Source organism: Pseudomonas sp. (assembly GCF_035512415.1).
GTDB lineage: Bacteria > Pseudomonadota > Gammaproteobacteria > Pseudomonadales > Pseudomonadaceae > Aquipseudomonas.
The window spans coordinates 183,901-200,573 of sequence record NZ_DATKDZ010000005.1; the positions used below are offsets into that span (position 1 = coordinate 183,901).

Below are 16,673 nucleotides of genomic sequence, written 5' to 3' on the forward strand. Positions count from 1 at the left end.
TTAACCGCCGCCGGGCAGTGGTTGCACTGCCAAACGGCCGTTCGCGATGGCCGGAGTACATTTCCATCTCAGGGCCGGCCAGCTTGGTAGCGACGGCTATCAATAAGCGTGCCGGGACCTGTTCAACTCATCTATCACTCAAGGTAAAAACGGCTAATCACTTATTTTATAAGGCTTTCAATAAACCAAGCGGGTTTGCATCACCTGCTCTGCCGGGCCGTTCTCGACCCAGCGCGCAAGTCTGTCTGCCCAGTCAGGATTCAAAGTGGTGCAGGCAACTATTTTTTCTGCCGCCACCGCCTGCTCGCCACCTGGTTCAAACGCCTGATTTTGCATAGGAAATCTTGACCATATTTGGTTCTTGTCAAGTGCGTCAAAATGGTGAGCAGCTGCACCATTTTGCAGATTTTTAGTTTTTTATGTTTATTTTCAATAACTTACAATCACAAAGAGAGGCCAAAAAATAATCTTGATCAATCCACAAGCAGCGACTAGATTCAATTCCTGTCAGGCATGACAGGAATACAGACCGCTCGCCTGGCAGGCCATAACACCAAGAACCGGCACGCACCGGTCAGCCTGAGAGGAACTCGCTATGTCGCTGTTGATCCGTGGTGCCACCCTGGTCACCCATGAGGAAAGCTACCGCGCCGATCTGCTTTGTGCCGACGGCCTGATCCAGGCCATTGGCGACAACCTCGACGCCCCCGCGGGCTGTCAGGTGCTCGACGGCAGCGGCCAGTACCTGATGCCCGGCGGCATCGACCCGCACACCCATATGCAATTGCCCTTTATGGGCACGGTGGCCAGCGAAGATTTCTTCAGCGGCACCGCTGCCGGTCTGGCTGGCGGTACTACATCGATCATCGACTTCGTGATTCCCAATCCGCAGCAATCCTTGCTCGAAGCCTTCCATACCTGGCGCGGCTGGGCGGAAAAGTCCGCGTCCGACTACGGCTTCCATGTCGCCATCACCTGGTGGAGCGACGAGGTGAGCCGCGAAATGGGCGAGCTGGTGGCCAAGTACGGGATCAACAGCTTCAAGCACTTTATGGCTTACAAGAACGCCATCATGGCCGCCGACGACACCCTAGTGGCGAGCTTCGAGCGCTGCCTTGAGCTGGGCGCGGTGCCCACCGTGCACGCCGAGAACGGCGAGTTGGTCTATCACCTGCAACAAAAGCTCCTGGCCCAGGGTCTCACCGGGCCGGAAGCGCACCCGCTGTCGCGGCCCTCGCAGGTTGAAGGCGAAGCCGCCAGCCGCGCCATTCGGATTGCCGAAACCCTCGGTACACCGCTGTATCTGGTGCATGTCTCGACCAAAGAAGCCCTGGATGAAATCACCTACGCCCGGGCCAAGGGCCAGCCGGTGTACGGCGAGGTGCTGGCCGGCCATCTGCTGCTGGACGACAGCGTGTACCGCCATCCCGATTGGCAAACCGCCGCCGGCTACGTGATGAGCCCGCCGTTCCGTCCGCGCGGGCATCAGGAGGCGCTGTGGCGCGGCCTGCAATCGGGCAACCTGCACACCACCGCAACCGACCACTGTTGCTTCTGCGCCGAGCAAAAAGCCGCCGGACGCGATGATTTCAGCAAGATCCCCAACGGCACGGCAGGGATTGAGGACCGTATGGCAGTGCTGTGGGACGAAGGGGTGGGCAGCGGCAAGCTGTCGATCACCGACTTCGTCGCGCTGACCAGCACCAACACCGCGAAAATCTTCAACCTGTTCCCGCGCAAAGGTGCGCTGCGCGTCGGTGCCGATGCTGACCTGGTGCTCTGGGACCCGCAGGGCACGCGGACCATCTCGGCCAAGACGCATCACCAGCAGGTCGATTTCAATATCTTCGAAGGCAAGACCGTGCGCGGTGTGCCCAGCCACACCATCAGCCAGGGCAAGCTGGTCTGGGCCGATGGCGACCTGCGTGCCGAACGCGGTGCCGGTCGCTATATCGAGCGACCGGCCTACCCGGCGGTGTTCGACCTGCTCAGTAAACGCGCCGAACAGAATCGCCCGACTGCCGTCGAGCGCTAAGCCGCCAAACAGGTGCCACTCATTACTTCGCCACACCGGCCCGCAGAGGCCGGACGGCCGCTTATACGCTGTTAACTGCCCAATAAAAGCCACAAAACCGTGAGGCAATAACCGTGATAGACACCCTCAGCCATTTGCCGCGACCGGATGCCGGCGCCGCTGAACTGGCCGATCGTTTCAGCGATCTGGCCCCGCCGCTCACCGCTCGCCAGGCCGCACTGGAAAGCGCCCGCTGTCTGTATTGCTACGACGCTCCGTGCGTCAACGCCTGCCCCAGCGAGATCGACATCCCCTCGTTTATCCGCAATATCAGCCATGAAAACGTTCAGGGCGCAGCGGAGAAAATTCTCTCAGCGAATATCCTCGGCGGCAGCTGCGCCCGCGTCTGCCCCACCGAAATTCTTTGCCAGCAAGCCTGCGTGCGTAACAACGCGCAGGAATGCGCGCCAGTGCTGATTGGCCTGTTACAGCGCTACGCCATCGACAACGCGCAGTTCACTGAGCACCCGTTCCAGCGCGCGCCGGCCAGCGGCAAGCGCATCGCCGTGGTCGGCGCGGGCCCAGCCGGCCTGTCCTGCGCCCATCGTTTGGCCATGCACGGCCACGAGGTGGTGATCTTCGAAGCCCGCGAGAAAGCTGGCGGCCTGAATGAATACGGCATCGCCAAATACAAACTGGTGGATGATTTCGCCCAACGCGAAGTGGATTTTCTCCTGCAGATCGGCGGCATCGAGATCCGCCACGGCCACAGACTCGGCGACGACCTCAGCCTGAGCGAGTTGCACCAGCAGTTCGACGCGGTGTTCCTCGGCATCGGCCTGGCCGCTAGCAAGCGCCTCGGCCTGCCGGGCGAAGATGCGCCGGGCCTGCTCGCTGCCACCGATTACATCCGCGAACTGCGCCAGTGTGATGACCTGACCCAGTTGCCCGTGGCCGAGCGCTGCATCGTCCTTGGTGCCGGCAATACCGCCATCGACATGGCGGTGCAGATGAGCAAGCTCGGTGCCCGCGACGTCAATCTGGTCTATCGCCGCGGCTTCGAGGAAATGGGTGCCACCGAACACGAGCAGGACATCGCCAAAGCCAATCAGGTACGCCTGCTGACCTGGGCGCAACCGGATGCCGTGCTGCTCAACGAGCAGGGTCAGGTACGCGGTATGCGTTTCGCCCGCACCCGCATGGAAAACGGTCGCTTGCAAAGCACCGGACAGACCTTCGAGCTGGCCGCCGACGCCATCTTCACTGCCATCGGTCAGGCCTTCGATGGCCAGGCCCTGAACGACCCGCTGGCCCGCGAGCTGAAGCGCGAGGGCGAACGCATCTGGGTCGACGCCCAACTGCAAACCAGCGTGCCTGGTGTGTATGCCGGCGGCGACTGCACCGCACAGGGCCAGGACCTCACCGTACAAGCCGTGCAGCACGGCAAGCTGGCCGCCGAGGCCATCCACTCTCATCTGATGCTTAATGTGGAGGCCGCATAAATGGCCGATCTATCCATCGAATTTGCCGGTATCAAGGCCCCCAACCCATTCTGGCTGGCCAGCGCGCCGCCCACCGACAAGGCCTACAACGTGGTCCGCGCCTTCGAGGCCGGCTGGGGCGGCGTGGTGTGGAAGACCCTCGGCGAAGACCCGGCCGCGGTCAACGTATCGTCGCGTTACTCGGCGCACTTTGGCCCGAACCGCCAGGTGCAAGGCATCAACAATATCGAGCTGATCACCGACCGCTCACTGGAAATCAACCTGCGCGAAATCACCCAGGTGAAAAAGGACTGGCCGGACCGCGCGCTGATCGTGTCCTTGATGGTGCCCTGCGTCGAAGAATCCTGGAAAGCCATCCTGCCGCTGGTGGAAGCCACCGGCTGCGACGGCATCGAGCTGAACTTCGGCTGCCCCCACGGCATGCCCGAGCGCGGCATGGGCGCGGCGGTCGGCCAGGTGCCGGAATACGTGGAGATGGTCACCCGCTGGTGCAAGACCTACAGCTCGCTGCCGGTGATCGTCAAACTGACGCCGAATATCACCGACGTGCGCCTGTCCGCCCGCGCCGCCCATCGCGGCGGGGCCGATGCGGTGTCGCTGATCAACACCATCAACTCGATCACCAGCGTCGACCTGGAACGCATGGTCGCCCACCCCATAGTCGGCACGCAGAGCACCCACGGCGGCTACTGCGGCTCGGCGGTCAAACCGATTGCGCTGAATATGGTCGCCGAAATCGCCCGCGATCCCGAGACTCGCGGCCTGCCGATCTGCGGCATCGGTGGTATCGGCAGCTGGCGCGATGCGGCGGAGTTCGTGGCGCTGGGCTGCGGCGCGGTGCAGGTGTGCACGGCGGCCATGCTGCATGGCTTTCGCATCGTCGAAGAGATGAAGGACGGCCTGTCGCGCTGGATGGACAGTCAAGGCTACGCCAGCCTAAACGAGTTTTCCGGGCGCGCGGTGGGCAATACCACCGACTGGAAGTACCTGGATATCAACTATCAGGTCATCGCCAAGATCGACCAGGACGCCTGCATCGGCTGCGGCCGCTGCCATATCGCCTGCGAAGACACCTCGCACCAGGCCATCGCCAGCCTGACCCAGGCCGACGGCACGCATAAGTACGAGGTGATCGACGAAGAGTGCGTGGGCTGCAACCTGTGCCAGATCACCTGCCCGGTGGAGAACTGCATCGAAATGGTACCCCAGGACACCGGCAAGCCCTTCCTCGACTGGAACCACGACCCGCGCAATCCCTATCGCGTGGCGTCCTAGCCCCGCAATTCGACGGAATCTATCGCGGGCAAGGACTAGGCGTCCCCACCGCTCCTACAACAACTCTGCACCTGTAGGAGCGGACTTGCCCGCGATCAGGCGTTCAGGGCTCCAACCCGATCCCACGCAATATCACACTGGTCACGGTCTGCACCGCCCGCTCGAACTGCAGTTCGGACAGCGCCTGGTGATCGTTGAGAATCGCCACCTGATGGCTGAAGTCGGCGTAGTGCTGAGTCGAGGCCCAGATCATATAGAGCAAGGCGGACGGCTCGACAGCCAGGATGCGTTTGTCCTCGACCCACTGGCGGATCTTCGCTTCCTTCATCTTGGCCCAGCTGTAGAGGCTGTCATCAAGCGTCTCGCCGAGCTTCGGCGCACCATGGATGATTTCGTCGGCCCAGACCTTGGAGCCGTGCGGGCGGCTGCGCGAGTGGTTCATCTTGGCGCGGATATAGGTGCTGAGCACCACCCGCGGATCGTCATACATCTCGAAGCACAGGGCGTCCTGCTTCCACACATCGAGCAGGTCGAGCAGCACTGCGCGGTAGAGGTCGTCCTTGGTGCTGAAGTAGTAGTGCAGGTTGGAGCGCGGTAGTTCGACTTCTTCGGCGATATCGCCCATGGACGTGCCGCCATAGCCCTTCTCGGCGAACACCTTTTCGGCGGACAGGAGGATTTTCTCGACATTGCGTCGGCGAATCTCGATTTTGTGATTGGCCATGGCGGGTCCGTGACGGGGCGATGCCGCAAGGCTACCACCAGCGCCCGCACGGGGCGACGGAAAGCCTTTGGCTTAAGCGCCAGCATGGCTATAATCACCTCCGTTTCACTCGACCGGCACCGCCCGGTCGCTCCCGCCACCTGTCCGAGGGGCGCTGCAGCAAACTCTGAAGACCGGAGTTTTGTCAGGCTCGGATGGGGCGTTAACCATACGCATCAACGGCGCCCATTCGACACAAACGAATGGAGAACTCATTTATGAGCGCTGTACTGACGCCTGCCGGTTTCACCGATTTCAAAGTCGCCGACATTTCCCTGGCTGCCTGGGGCCGTCGCGAAACCATCATCGCCGAATCGGAAATGCCAGCCCTGATGGGCCTGCGCCGCAAATACGCCGGTGAGCAGCCGCTCAAGGGCGCGAAGATCATCGGCTGCATCCACATGACCATCCAGACTGCCGTGCTGATCGAAACCCTGACTGCACTGGGTGCCGAAGTACGCTGGTCGTCGTGCAACATCTTCTCGACTCAGGACCAGGCCGCTGCCGCCATCGCCGCCGCTGGTATCCCGGTATTCGCCTGGAAGGGCGAGACCGAAGAAGAGTACGAGTGGTGCATCGAGCAGACCATCCTTAAAGATGGCCAACCGTGGGATGCCAACATGATCCTCGACGACGGCGGCGACCTGACCGAGATCCTGCACAAGAAATACCCGCAGATGCTGGAGCGCATCCACGGCGTCACCGAAGAAACCACCACCGGCGTACACCGCCTGCTGGACATGCTGGCCAAGGGCGAGCTGAAAATCCCGGCCATCAACGTCAACGACTCGGTGACCAAGAGCAAGAACGACAACAAATACGGCTGCCGTCACAGCCTGAGCGACGCGATCAAGCGCGGCACCGACCACCTGCTGTCCGGCAAGCAAGCGCTGGTTATCGGCTACGGCGACGTGGGCAAGGGCTCGGCACAATCGCTGCGTCAGGAAGGCATGATCGTCAAGGTCACCGAAGTCGATCCGATCTGCGCCATGCAGGCCTGCATGGACGGCTACGAAGTGGTTTCGCCGTTCAAGGACGGCATCAATGACGGCAGCGCCGCCAGCATCGACGCACAGCTGCTGGGCAAGATCGACCTGATCGTCACCACCACCGGTAACGTCAACGTCTGCGACGCCAACATGCTCAAGGCCCTGAAGAAGCGCGCAGTGGTCTGCAACATCGGTCACTTCGACAACGAAATCGACACCGCTTTCATGCGCAAGAACTGGGCGTGGGAAGAAGTGAAGCCGCAGGTGCACAAGATCCACCGCACTGGTGCCGGCAGCTTCGATCCGCACAACGATGACTACCTGATCCTGCTGGCCGAAGGCCGTCTGGTCAACCTGGGCAACGCCACTGGCCACCCAAGCCGGATCATGGACGGCTCGTTCGCCAACCAGGTGCTGGCGCAGATCTTCCTGTTCGGCCAGAAGTACGCCGACCTGTCGCCAGCCCAGAAAGCCGAGCGCCTGACCGTGGAAGTGCTGCCGAAGAAGCTCGACGAAGAAGTGGCCCTGGAAATGGTCAAAGGCTTCGGCGGCGTCGTCACTCAACTGACCAAGACCCAGGCCGACTATATCGGCGTGACCGTCGAAGGCCCGTTCAAGCCGCACGCTTACCGCTACTAAGCAGCACAAGGCGTAGGGTGGACATGTCGCTGAGCGGCTTGCCCACCTGTTTGAGCATGATGGTGGACAAGCTGCGCATGTCCACCCTACGAACGTGGAAACTCTTTATGAGCCAAGAACGCCGTTACAGCTTCGAATTCTTCCCCACCAAGACCGAAGCCGGGCACGAAAAACTGATGAACGTGGCGCGCCAACTGGCGACCTACAAGCCGGATTTCTTCTCCTGCACCTACGGTGCCGGCGGCTCCACCCGTGATCGCACCCTGAACACCGTGCTGCAGCTGAATAACGATGTCGGTGTGAGCACCGCGCCGCACCTGTCCTGCGTCGGCGATTCCAAGGCCGAGTTGCGCGAGCTGCTCAACCTGTACAAGAACGCCGGCATCACACGCATAGTCGCCCTGCGCGGTGACCTGCCGTCCGGCATGGGCATGGCCAGCGGCGAGCTGCGCTACGCCAACGAGCTGGTCAGCTTTATCCGTGAAGAAACCGGCGATCACTTCCATATCGAAATCGCCGCCTACCCGGAGATGCATCCGCAGGCACGCAACTTCGAGGACGATATCGCCAATTTCGTACGCAAGGCCAAGGCCGGTGCCGACAGCGCCATCACCCAGTACTTCTTCAACGCCGACAGCTACTTCTACTTCGTCGAGCGCGTGCGCAAGCTGGGTGTAGATATCCCCGTGGTGCCAGGCATTATGCCGATCACCAACTACAGCAAGCTGGCACGTTTCTCCGATGCCTGTGGTGCCGAGATCCCACGCTGGGTGCGCAAGCAGCTGGAAGCCTATGGCGACGACAGCGACAGCATCCGCGCCTACGGCGAGCAGGTGGTCAGCGAGATGTGCGAACGCCTGCTGCAGGGCGGCGCGCCGGGGCTGCACTTCTACAGCATGAACCTGGTAGAACCGAGCCTGGCGATCTGGAACAACCTCAAGCTGCCGCGCTAAGCAACAACGCTTATTAGCAGATGTTTGCGTTGGACTCCCCGGATTGCATCCGGGCTACAACAAGTAGAGCAAGGCGTCAGCGTCCCGCTCTGGTAGCCCGGATGCAATCCGGGAGCGCTTTTTTGCTGACAGCTTTCCCCAAGGCCAGATCGTGGCGATTGACCGGTTTCCACTCAAACTGGTTACATCGGGCGACTGTTAGCCTCATTTGCTTGATATAAACCTCTCAGCCCCTGGCATTTTTGCTACGCCCGCCTGAATTCGACAGGCATCAAGCGAACGAGCCACGCCGATAATTTGCTCAAGCGCTTAGCCATGTATGGCTGGCAACACAACCATGGAGCGCCGCAATGGCCACACGCAAAACCACCAACGCCACCGTGACCCCCAAGGGCAGCCTGGAAACCCTCTCGCAGCGCGAAGTGCAGCAGCTGCGCGAGACCGGCTCCGGCAGCGTTTATGCACTGTTTCGGCAGTGCGCCCTGGCGATCCTCAATACCGGTTCGCACAGCGATAACGCCAAGACCATTCTGGAAGCCTATCCGGACTTCGAAATCCGCATCCTGCAGCAGGATCGCGGCATCCGCCTGGAGCTGTTCAACGCGCCGGCCGACGCCTTCGTCGATGGCGAGATGATCGCCAGCACCCGCGAGATGCTGTTCAGCGCCCTGCGCGATATCGTCTACACCCAGAGCGAGCTGGAAAACCAGCGGGTGGATTTCAGCAGCACCCAGGGCATCACCGACTACGTTTTCCACCTGCTGCGCAACGCCCGCACCCTGCGCGCCGGCGTCGAGCCGAAAATCGTGGTGTGCTGGGGCGGCCATTCGATCAGCACCGAAGAGTACAAATACACCAAGGTGGTCGGTCATGAACTGGGCCTGCGCGGCCTGGATATCTGCACCGGCTGCGGGCCTGGGGTGATGAAGGGGCCGATGAAAGGCGCGACCATCTCCCATGCCAAGCAGCGCAATACCGGCGGGCGTTACCTGGGCCTGACCGAGCCGGGGATCATCGCCGCCGAAGCGCCCAACCCGATCGTCAATGAGCTGGTGATCCTGCCGGATATCGAGAAGCGCCTGGAGGCCTTCGTTCGCGTCGGTCACGGCATCATCATCTTCCCCGGCGGCGCGGGCACGGCCGAGGAGCTGCTGTACTTCCTCGGCATCCTGATGCACCCGGACAACCAGCACATCCCCTTCCCGCTGCTGCTGACCGGCCCGAAAAGCGCCGGGCCCTACCTCCAGCAGCTGCACGACTTTGTCGGGGCCACCCTGGGCGAGCAAGCCCAGCAGCGCTGCAAGATCATTCTCAACGACCCCAGCCAGGTGGCGCGGGAGATGGCCGCGGGCATCAAGGCGGTCACCCAGTTCCGCCGCGAGCACAACGACGCCTTCCACTTCAACTGGCTGCTGAAGATTGACGAAAGCTTCCAGCACCCCTTCGAGCCCACCCACGAGAATATGGCCAGCCTCAAGCTGACCCGCCAACAGCCGGTGCATGAACTGGCTGCCCAGCTGCGTCGGGCGTTCTCCGGCATCGTTGCGGGCAACGTCAAGGATCAGGGCATCCGCCGTATTGAAAAGCACGGCCCCTACGAGCTCACCGGTGACTCTGAGATTCTCCAGCCCCTGGGCCAACTACTGCAGGCCTTCGTCGACCAGCACCGCATGAAACTGCCCGGCAACAGTGCCTATGTGCCCTGCTACCGAGTGGCCGGCTAAGCCGCGACGTGCCCGCGCGGGCCGGCCAACAGCTGTCAGGCCGGCCCGCGACCGCCGAGCAGGCGGAAACTCGCACAGACGGACGGCTCTGTTATACTCGGGCCTTCCCGCCAGGCTTGCGCCCGGATGCTAGCCCCCAGAGGCCAGCAGTACCGGACGGGATTGCGCCCCCCAAGCGCGATTCAAGCCAGGCAATACACCCCATAGGGCGACGCCCTCACTAGACAGGATTACACATGTCCTTTGCCTCCCTCGGTCTCTCCGAGGCATTAGTCCGTGCGGTCGAATCCGCCGGCTACACCCAACCCACTCCGGTGCAACAGCGGGCCATCCCCGCCGTGTTGCAAGGCCGTGACCTGATGGTTGCTGCCCAGACGGGTACAGGTAAGACAGGCGGTTTCGCCCTGCCGATCCTTGAGCGGCTGTTCCCCAACGGCCATCCGGATCGCGAGCAGCGTCACGGCCCGAAACAACCCCGCGTGCTGGTATTGACCCCAACCCGCGAACTGGCCGCCCAGGTGCATGAGAGCTTCAAGCTGTATGCCCGCGACCTGAAATTCGTCAGCACCTGCATCTTCGGCGGTGTCGGCATGAACCCCCAGGTACAGGCCATGGCCAAGGGCGTCGACGTCCTGGTGGCCTGCCCGGGCCGCCTGCTCGACCTGGTCGGGCAGCGCGCCGTGGATCTGTCCCACGTGGAAATCCTGGTGCTGGACGAAGCCGACCGCATGCTCGACATGGGTTTCGTGCATGACGTCAAGAAAGTCCTCGCGCGCCTGCCGAGCAAGCGCCAGAACCTGCTGTTCTCGGCGACCTTCTCCAAGGACATCACCGACCTGGCCGGCAAGCTGCTGCACAACCCCGAGCGCATCGAAGTCACGCCGCCGAACACCACGGTCGAGCGTATCGAGCAACGGGTATTCCGCGTTCAGGCCAGCCACAAGCGCGCCCTGCTCGCCCACCTGATCACCGCCGGGGCCTGGGAACAGGTGCTGGTGTTCACCCGCACCAAGCACGGTGCCAACCGCCTGGCCGAGTACCTCGACAAGCACAGCCTGCCGGCCGTAGCGATCCACGGCAACAAGAGCCAGAACGCCCGCACCAAGGCCCTGGCTGACTTCAAGGCCGGCAAGATGCGCATCCTGGTGGCCACCGATATCGCCGCCCGCGGCCTGGACATCGACCAGCTGCCCCATGTGGTCAACTTCGAACTGCCGAATATCGAAGAAGACTACGTGCACCGTATTGGCCGTACCGGCCGTGCAGGCCGTAGCGGTGAAGCCATCTCCCTGGTTGCACCGGACGAAGAGAAGCTGCTCAAGGGCATCGAGCGCATGACCAAGCAGAAGATCGGCGACGGCGATCTGCTCGGCTTCGATGCCAGCACCGTCGAGGCCGAGCGCCCGGAAGTGCGTGAGCCGCAGAAGCCGCGTCAACCGCGCGGGGCCAAGCCGGACGGCGAACGCCACGGCGGCGGCCGCAAGGACAAGGGCAAGGACAGCGGCAAGGAACACAACAGCCGTACCGCCAAGCCCCAGGGCGGCCGCAGCCAACAGCCGCGTAGCGCGTCCTCGGGGCGCGCTGCCGCGCCGGCAGTGCCCGCACTCCCTCCGGACCGCGCGCCGGATGAGTTCCGCGACGATGAAATCGATAATTTCGGCAACCGTGCCGACTATGTAAGCCCGCACCAGAACAAGCAGCAGAACCGTGGCCGTCGGCCCGGTGCGCCTGCAGTGGCCAGCGGCCCAAGCGCCAGCAATGGCGTCGGCCAGGGCGCACGCCCAGCCAAGCCTCCACGCAGCAATGGTGCGGGTGCCGGCGCTGCCGGCGGCCAAGGCCGTCGTCAGGGTGCAGGTGCTCAGGGCGGCCAAGGCGGTCAGGGGCGTAATGGCTCCGGCCGTGCACGGCCGCCGCGCGACACCCGCACCACCTCGCTGAACCGCGATGAACTGCCGCGTCAGGAAGCGGCGGTGAAGAACCCGCGGGACAAGCAACCGGTGATCGTGCACAAGGGCTCGCGCCTGGATCGCCTGCCCACCCCGGAGCAACTCGACGAACTGGCGAGTGCCCGTCCACGGGGCGAGAAGCCGGCCCTGCTGACGCGCAACCGCGAAGAGTCATAGTTAGCGAGCCGCATACGAAAACGCCGCCCAATGGGGCGGCGTTTTTGTTGGTGCAGAGTGAGCGCTGTGAGTCACGCCATCGGCATGGGTATCGCTGCGCTCAACCCATCCTACTTGCGTACACCTTCAACCGAGATGATCAGCTCGATGCTTTCCGAAGCCGGGCCCAGGTCCTTGGTGATGCCAAAGTCCTTCAGCTGCAGGGTGGTGCTGCCTTCGAAACCGGCACGGTAGCCGCCCCATGGGTCGGTGCCCTGGCCGATAAACTTGGCCGCAATCACCACCGGCTTGGTCACGCCATTAAGGGTCAGGTTGCCAGTGATATCGGCTGCGCCTTCGCCGGTGCTCTTGACTGCGGTCGACTCGAAGGTTGCGGTGGGGTGCTTGCCGACGCTGAGAAAGTCATCGCTGCGGATATGCTTGTCGCGCTCGGCATGGTTGGTGTCGACGCTGGCGGTGTTCAGCGTCACGCTGACCTTGCTCGCTTCCGGGTTCTTCTCGTCGAAGCTGAAGCTGCCGTCGAAGTCCTTGAAGGTGCCGTACAGCCAGCTGTAGCCCAGGTGGCTGATCTTGAAATTGACGAAGGCGTGCTGGCCTTGCTTGTCGATGGCGTAATCGGCCGCCATGGCCTGACCTGCGCCGAGCAGCGCGGTACCGAGGGCCAGGGCTGCGAGGGTTTTCTTCAACATGGGCATACTCCTTGTGAGGTTGTACAAGTGCCAGCGCGGACCATTCCACGCTGGCTGAAGGCTGGGGTCAGCGGCCGAACATGCGCACCAGGGTGCGGTCACGGTCGATAAAGTGGTGTTTCAGGGCCGCCAGGGCATGAATGCCGGCAAAGATCACCAGGGTCCAGGCCAGGTATTCGTGCACCAACCCGGCCACATCCTCCTGATCCGGAATGGCGGTCAGGGTGGCGGGTACCGAGAACAGGCCGAACACCTCAATGGGCCGGCCATCGGCGGTGGAAATCAGGTAACCGGACAGCATCAGCACCAGCAGCCCCAGGTACAGGAAGCCGTGGCCCAGCTTGCTGGCCAGACGGGTCACACGCCCGTGATTGGGCAACGCCGAGGGCGGCGGGCTAAGCCAGCGCCACAGCACCCGCCCGAGCATCACGGCAAACAGCACCAGGCCAATGCTCTTGTGCAGATCCGGCGCGGTCTTGTACCAGCTGCTGTAGTAGTCCAGCCCAACCATCCAGTAACCCAGGCCGAATAGACCGAACACGGCCACGGCGACCAGCCAGTGCAGCAGGATGCTGACCAGACCGTAGTGAGAAGAGCTATTGCGCCATTGCATTGAAAGCTTTCCGAAAGAAGGACTAGGACCGCGAGTGGAGCAAGACTAGCAACAAACCTATCGACTAAAAGCGGAAATTTTCGCTTTGAAATATCGGGAAATACGATGTGTTGTCCGCGCCTTTTTAGCCAACCGTTTTAGGCGGGCAACACGTACAGAAGTTCAGCGGCCAGGCTACGAGCGGCATGATAGAGCGGATCAGCGGCCTGCCCGGATAATCCCCCACCGTTGTGCCGTCCATCCTCCACGGTGCTTCTGATAGGCTTGGCGCAGATGATTGAGAGCCGGGGATAAATAGAGCAATGAGCCTGAACGACCAATGGATGCAGCGTGACCTGAAAGTGCTCTGGCACCCCTGTACGCAAATGAAGGACCACGAGCAATTGCCCTTGGTGCCGATCAAGCGCGGTGAGGGCGTGTGGCTCGAGGACTTCGACGGCAAGCGCTACCTCGACGCGGTTAGCTCCTGGTGGGTCAATGTGTTCGGCCACGCCAACCCGCGGATCAATCAGCGCATCAAGGACCAGGTCGACCAGCTGGAACACGTGATCCTCGCCGGCTTTAGCCATCAGCCGGTGATCGAGCTGTCCGAACGCCTGGTCAAGCTGACCCCGGCCGGCCTGGACCGGGTGTTCTACGCCGACAACGGCTCTTCCTGTATCGAAGTCGCACTGAAGATGAGCTTTCACTACTGGCTCAACGTCGGTAAACCCGAGAAAAAACGCTTCGTCACCCTGACCAACAGCTACCACGGCGAAACCATCGCGGCCATGTCGGTGGGCGATGTCGGCCTGTTTACCGACACCTACAAGGCGCTGCTGCTCGACACCCTCAAGGTGCCCAGCCCGGACTGCTATTTCCGCCCCGATGGCATCAGTTGGGAAGCCCACTCGCGGGCCATGTTCGCCCATATGGAACAGTGCCTGGCCGAGCACGGCCATGAGGTCGCTGCGGTGATAGTCGAGCCGCTGATCCAGGGTGCTGGCGGCATGCGCATGTATCACCCGGTCTACCTCAAGCTGCTGCGCGAGGCCTGCGACCGCTATGGCGTGCACCTGATCCACGACGAGATCGCCGTTGGCTTCGGCCGCACTGGCACTATGTTCGCTTGTGAGCAGGCCGGCATCACGCCGGACTTTCTCTGTCTGTCCAAGGCCCTGACCGGCGGCTATCTGCCGTTGGCCGCCTGCCTGACCACCGACACCGTGTACCAGGCGTTCTACGACGACTACAACACCCTGCGCGCGTTTCTCCACTCACACAGTTACACCGGCAACCCGCTGGCCTGTGCCGCGGCCCTGGCGACCCTGGATATCTTCGAGCAGGACGATGTGATCGAGGCCAACAAGGCCCTGTCCGCGCGAATGGCCAGCGCCACCGCGCACCTGGCCGACCATCCGCATGTCGCCGAAGTACGCCAGACCGGCATGGCCCTGGCCATCGAGATGGTGCAGGACAAAGCCAGCAAGACCGCCTACCCCTGGCAGGAACGCCGCGGCCTCAAGGTCTACCAGCATGCCCTTGAACGCGGCGCGCTGCTGCGGCCCCTGGGCAGCGTGGTGTATCTGTTGCCGCCCTATGTGATCAGCCTCGAGCAGATCGACTTCCTCGCCGAGGTGGCCAGCGAAGGCATCGATATCGCCACCCGCACCTCAGTCAGCGTGGCCCAGGGCAATACCCAATACCCCGGTTTTCGCGACCCGGGCTGATGTAGGGTGGATCGGCGCGCGTAGCTGACGCTTCACCCATCCACCGCTGCGGTGGCCTGGTGGATGAAAAGAGCGCCATCCACCCTACAGATATCGGTGCGCACGGCGCACCCTACGGCTAGAATTTGCGCCTTTGCTCCAGGTTTGCCTCCTATGCGCCTATCCCGTTTCTTTATCGATGCCCCTCTGTCCGTCGGCCAGCATGAGCTGCCGGAGGCCCAGGCCCACTATATTGGCCGCGTGCTGCGGCATGCCGCCGGCGATGCGGTGCAGCTGTTCGACGGCAGCGGTCAGGAATACCTGGGCGAACTGATCGAAGTGGGCAAGAAAAGCGTACGGGTCGAACTGCGCGAGTCTCTGCTCGGCATGGCCGAGTCGCCCCTGAGCATTCACCTGGGCCAGGGCCTGTCCCGCGGCGAGCGCATGGACTGGGCGATCCAGAAAGCCACGGAACTGGGGGCCAGCCAGATCAGCCCGATTGTCAGCGCACGTTGCGAGGTGCGCCTCAAGGACGAGCGCGCCGACAAGCGCATGGCCCACTGGCGGCAGATCGCGATCAGCGCCTGCGAGCAGTGCGGCCGCTCGTCGCTGCCGCGGATCAACCCGCCGATCACCCTGGAGCAATGGCTCGAACAGGTCGAGGCCGATCTCAAGCTGGTGCTACACCCGGTGGCCGAACCCTGGGCCAGCCACCCGCAGCCCGCCTCCCTGGCCATGCTGATCGGCCCCGAGGGCGGCCTGAGCGAGGACGAAGTGCAACAGGCCATGGCCCGCGGCTTCCACGCCGCCCGCCTGGGCCCACGGGTGCTACGCACCGAAACCGCGCCAGTGGTGGCACTCAGCGTGGCGCAGCAGCTGTGGGGGGATTTGTAGGCCTGCATCGGCAGCATCATTACGCACTGCACAGGACGTAGGATGGGTGATAACCCATCAATTGGCCGATGGGTTATCACCCATCCTACGGCTCTGAACCCAGAAAAATACCGCTTGCCTGGTAAGGGGAAGCGGCATTTTTCTTAAGTGAGGCGAATTGGCAGCGATGCGGGCTTTGTTGGCTATGGCCGCTTAGATCAGGCCGGCATCCGCCAGCTTCTGCTCGAGACCAATCAGGTCGGGCACTTTCAGCACCGCGTCGCCCAGGCTGACCGCATCCAGCTCCAGCGGTGCCAGCGGCACATTGGCTCGGGCCAGCTCAGGGCCGAATTTGATCGAGCGTGGAATACCCTGCACCAGCAGGGCAATAAACTTCACCGCCGGGCGGCCGCCCAGGGCGTTGATCACCGCGACCCGCGCTCCCGCGCCGACCTGCGCCTCGCCGCCGGAGGCGGCCTCGAAGGACAACAGGGGCAAGCGCAGGTCGCGCCAGGCGATCTGGCCGAGAAACCAATCCGGCATGCCTTCGCTGACCTGCGGCGCACGGTAGGGAATCAGCTCGGCCACCGCCACGTTGGGCAGCAGCAGAACTCGATCGGCCAACGGCATCAGCAACCCGGTCAGGCTGCTGACGCTATTTTCGCTGACTACGGCTTGGCTCATAAAAATATCCTGTACAGGGCAACGCCCGAATTATCAAAGTCGCGTAGCGACGCCTTCCTCATAGCCTTCTCCCTCCGGGAGGCGGCTCCCGCTCCCGGCGGGAGTACCGCATGCACCACATCCCTGTGGATTTAAGGTGGCGCG

The 16,673-nt window shown here is 62.7% G+C and carries 14 protein-coding genes and 1 riboswitch; of the genes, 9 read left to right on the top strand and 5 right to left on the bottom strand.

Annotated elements, in window-relative coordinates; translation table 11 throughout:
• Positions 1 to 177: 177 nt before the first annotated feature.
• The gene (locus tag VMP31_RS02145) at positions 178 to 336 is read right to left on the bottom strand and encodes a hypothetical protein (protein WP_325503593.1); all 159 of its coding nucleotides are present in this window, start codon (positions 334 to 336) and stop codon (positions 178 to 180) included.
• A 259-nt stretch (positions 337 to 595) separates the two neighbouring features.
• Here VMP31_RS02145 and hydA point away from each other — a divergent pair, with 259 nt between their 5' ends.
• The 3 genes from hydA (at position 596) to preA (ending at position 4,791) form a co-directional block, all read left to right on the top strand.
• Complete coding sequence (gene hydA, locus VMP31_RS02150) at positions 596 to 2,035, top strand: dihydropyrimidinase (protein ID WP_325503595.1); 1,440 nt, start codon at positions 596 to 598, stop codon at positions 2,033 to 2,035.
• A gap of 113 nt (positions 2,036 to 2,148) precedes the next feature.
• Positions 2,149 to 3,516 carry an NAD(P)-dependent oxidoreductase gene (locus VMP31_RS02155; protein ID WP_325503597.1) on the top strand — a complete coding sequence of 456 codons (1,368 nt, stop codon included), beginning with the start codon at positions 2,149 to 2,151 and terminating at the stop codon, positions 3,514 to 3,516.
• Complete coding sequence (gene preA, locus VMP31_RS02160; protein ID WP_325503599.1) at positions 3,517 to 4,791, top strand: NAD-dependent dihydropyrimidine dehydrogenase subunit PreA; 1,275 nt, start codon at positions 3,517 to 3,519, stop codon at positions 4,789 to 4,791.
• Positions 4,792 to 4,894: 103 nt separating this feature from the next.
• On the opposite strand, the gene VMP31_RS02165 is transcribed toward preA, so the two are convergent.
• A complete protein-coding gene (locus VMP31_RS02165) occupies positions 4,895 to 5,515 on the bottom strand; it encodes a TetR/AcrR family transcriptional regulator (RefSeq protein ID WP_325503601.1) in 621 nt (206 codons plus the stop codon).
• 140 nt (positions 5,516 to 5,655) lie between these two features.
• Positions 5,656 to 5,749: riboswitch (S-adenosyl-L-homocysteine riboswitch) on the top strand.
• Positions 5,750 to 5,772: 23 nt separating this feature from the next.
• Between VMP31_RS02165 and ahcY the strand changes: the two genes are divergently transcribed.
• From ahcY to VMP31_RS02185, 4 genes are all read left to right on the top strand, one after another.
• Entirely contained in the window at positions 5,773 to 7,182 is a 1,410-nt protein-coding gene (gene ahcY / locus VMP31_RS02170) for an adenosylhomocysteinase (RefSeq protein WP_325503603.1), read from the top strand.
• Between the two features lie 107 nt (positions 7,183 to 7,289).
• Positions 7,290 to 8,135: a methylenetetrahydrofolate reductase [NAD(P)H] gene (metF, locus tag VMP31_RS02175; protein WP_325503605.1), complete on the top strand. Its 846-nt coding sequence runs from the start codon at positions 7,290 to 7,292 to the stop codon at positions 8,133 to 8,135.
• A gap of 350 nt (positions 8,136 to 8,485) precedes the next feature.
• Positions 8,486 to 9,859 (top strand): nucleotide 5'-monophosphate nucleosidase PpnN, encoded by a 1,374-nt coding sequence (gene ppnN / locus VMP31_RS02180; protein WP_325503607.1) that lies wholly within the window; start codon positions 8,486 to 8,488, stop codon positions 9,857 to 9,859.
• Positions 9,860 to 10,095: 236 nt separating this feature from the next.
• Entirely contained in the window at positions 10,096 to 11,982 is a 1,887-nt protein-coding gene (locus VMP31_RS02185) for a DEAD/DEAH box helicase (protein WP_325503609.1), read from the top strand.
• Positions 11,983 to 12,092: 110 nt separating this feature from the next.
• On the opposite strand, the gene VMP31_RS02190 is transcribed toward VMP31_RS02185, so the two are convergent.
• Together VMP31_RS02190 and VMP31_RS02195 are read right to left on the bottom strand one after the other, a co-directional pair.
• Positions 12,093 to 12,671, bottom strand: a complete 579-nt coding sequence (locus tag VMP31_RS02190; protein ID WP_325503611.1) for a YceI family protein — start codon at positions 12,669 to 12,671, stop codon at positions 12,093 to 12,095.
• A 67-nt stretch (positions 12,672 to 12,738) separates the two neighbouring features.
• Positions 12,739 to 13,284 (bottom strand): cytochrome b, encoded by a 546-nt coding sequence (locus tag VMP31_RS02195; RefSeq protein WP_325503613.1) that lies wholly within the window; start codon positions 13,282 to 13,284, stop codon positions 12,739 to 12,741.
• A 302-nt stretch (positions 13,285 to 13,586) separates the two neighbouring features.
• Between VMP31_RS02195 and VMP31_RS02200 the strand changes: the two genes are divergently transcribed.
• A complete protein-coding gene (locus VMP31_RS02200; protein WP_325503615.1) occupies positions 13,587 to 14,993 on the top strand; it encodes an adenosylmethionine--8-amino-7-oxononanoate transaminase in 1,407 nt (468 codons plus the stop codon).
• Between the two features lie 153 nt (positions 14,994 to 15,146).
• Positions 15,147 to 15,866 (top strand): 16S rRNA (uracil(1498)-N(3))-methyltransferase, encoded by a 720-nt coding sequence (locus VMP31_RS02205; RefSeq protein ID WP_325503617.1) that lies wholly within the window; start codon positions 15,147 to 15,149, stop codon positions 15,864 to 15,866.
• A gap of 192 nt (positions 15,867 to 16,058) precedes the next feature.
• Here VMP31_RS02205 and VMP31_RS02210 read toward each other — a convergent pair whose 3' ends face one another.
• Positions 16,059 to 16,529: a chemotaxis protein CheW gene (locus tag VMP31_RS02210; RefSeq protein ID WP_325503619.1), complete on the bottom strand. Its 471-nt coding sequence runs from the start codon at positions 16,527 to 16,529 to the stop codon at positions 16,059 to 16,061.
• Between the last annotated feature and the right edge of the window lie 144 nt (positions 16,530 to 16,673).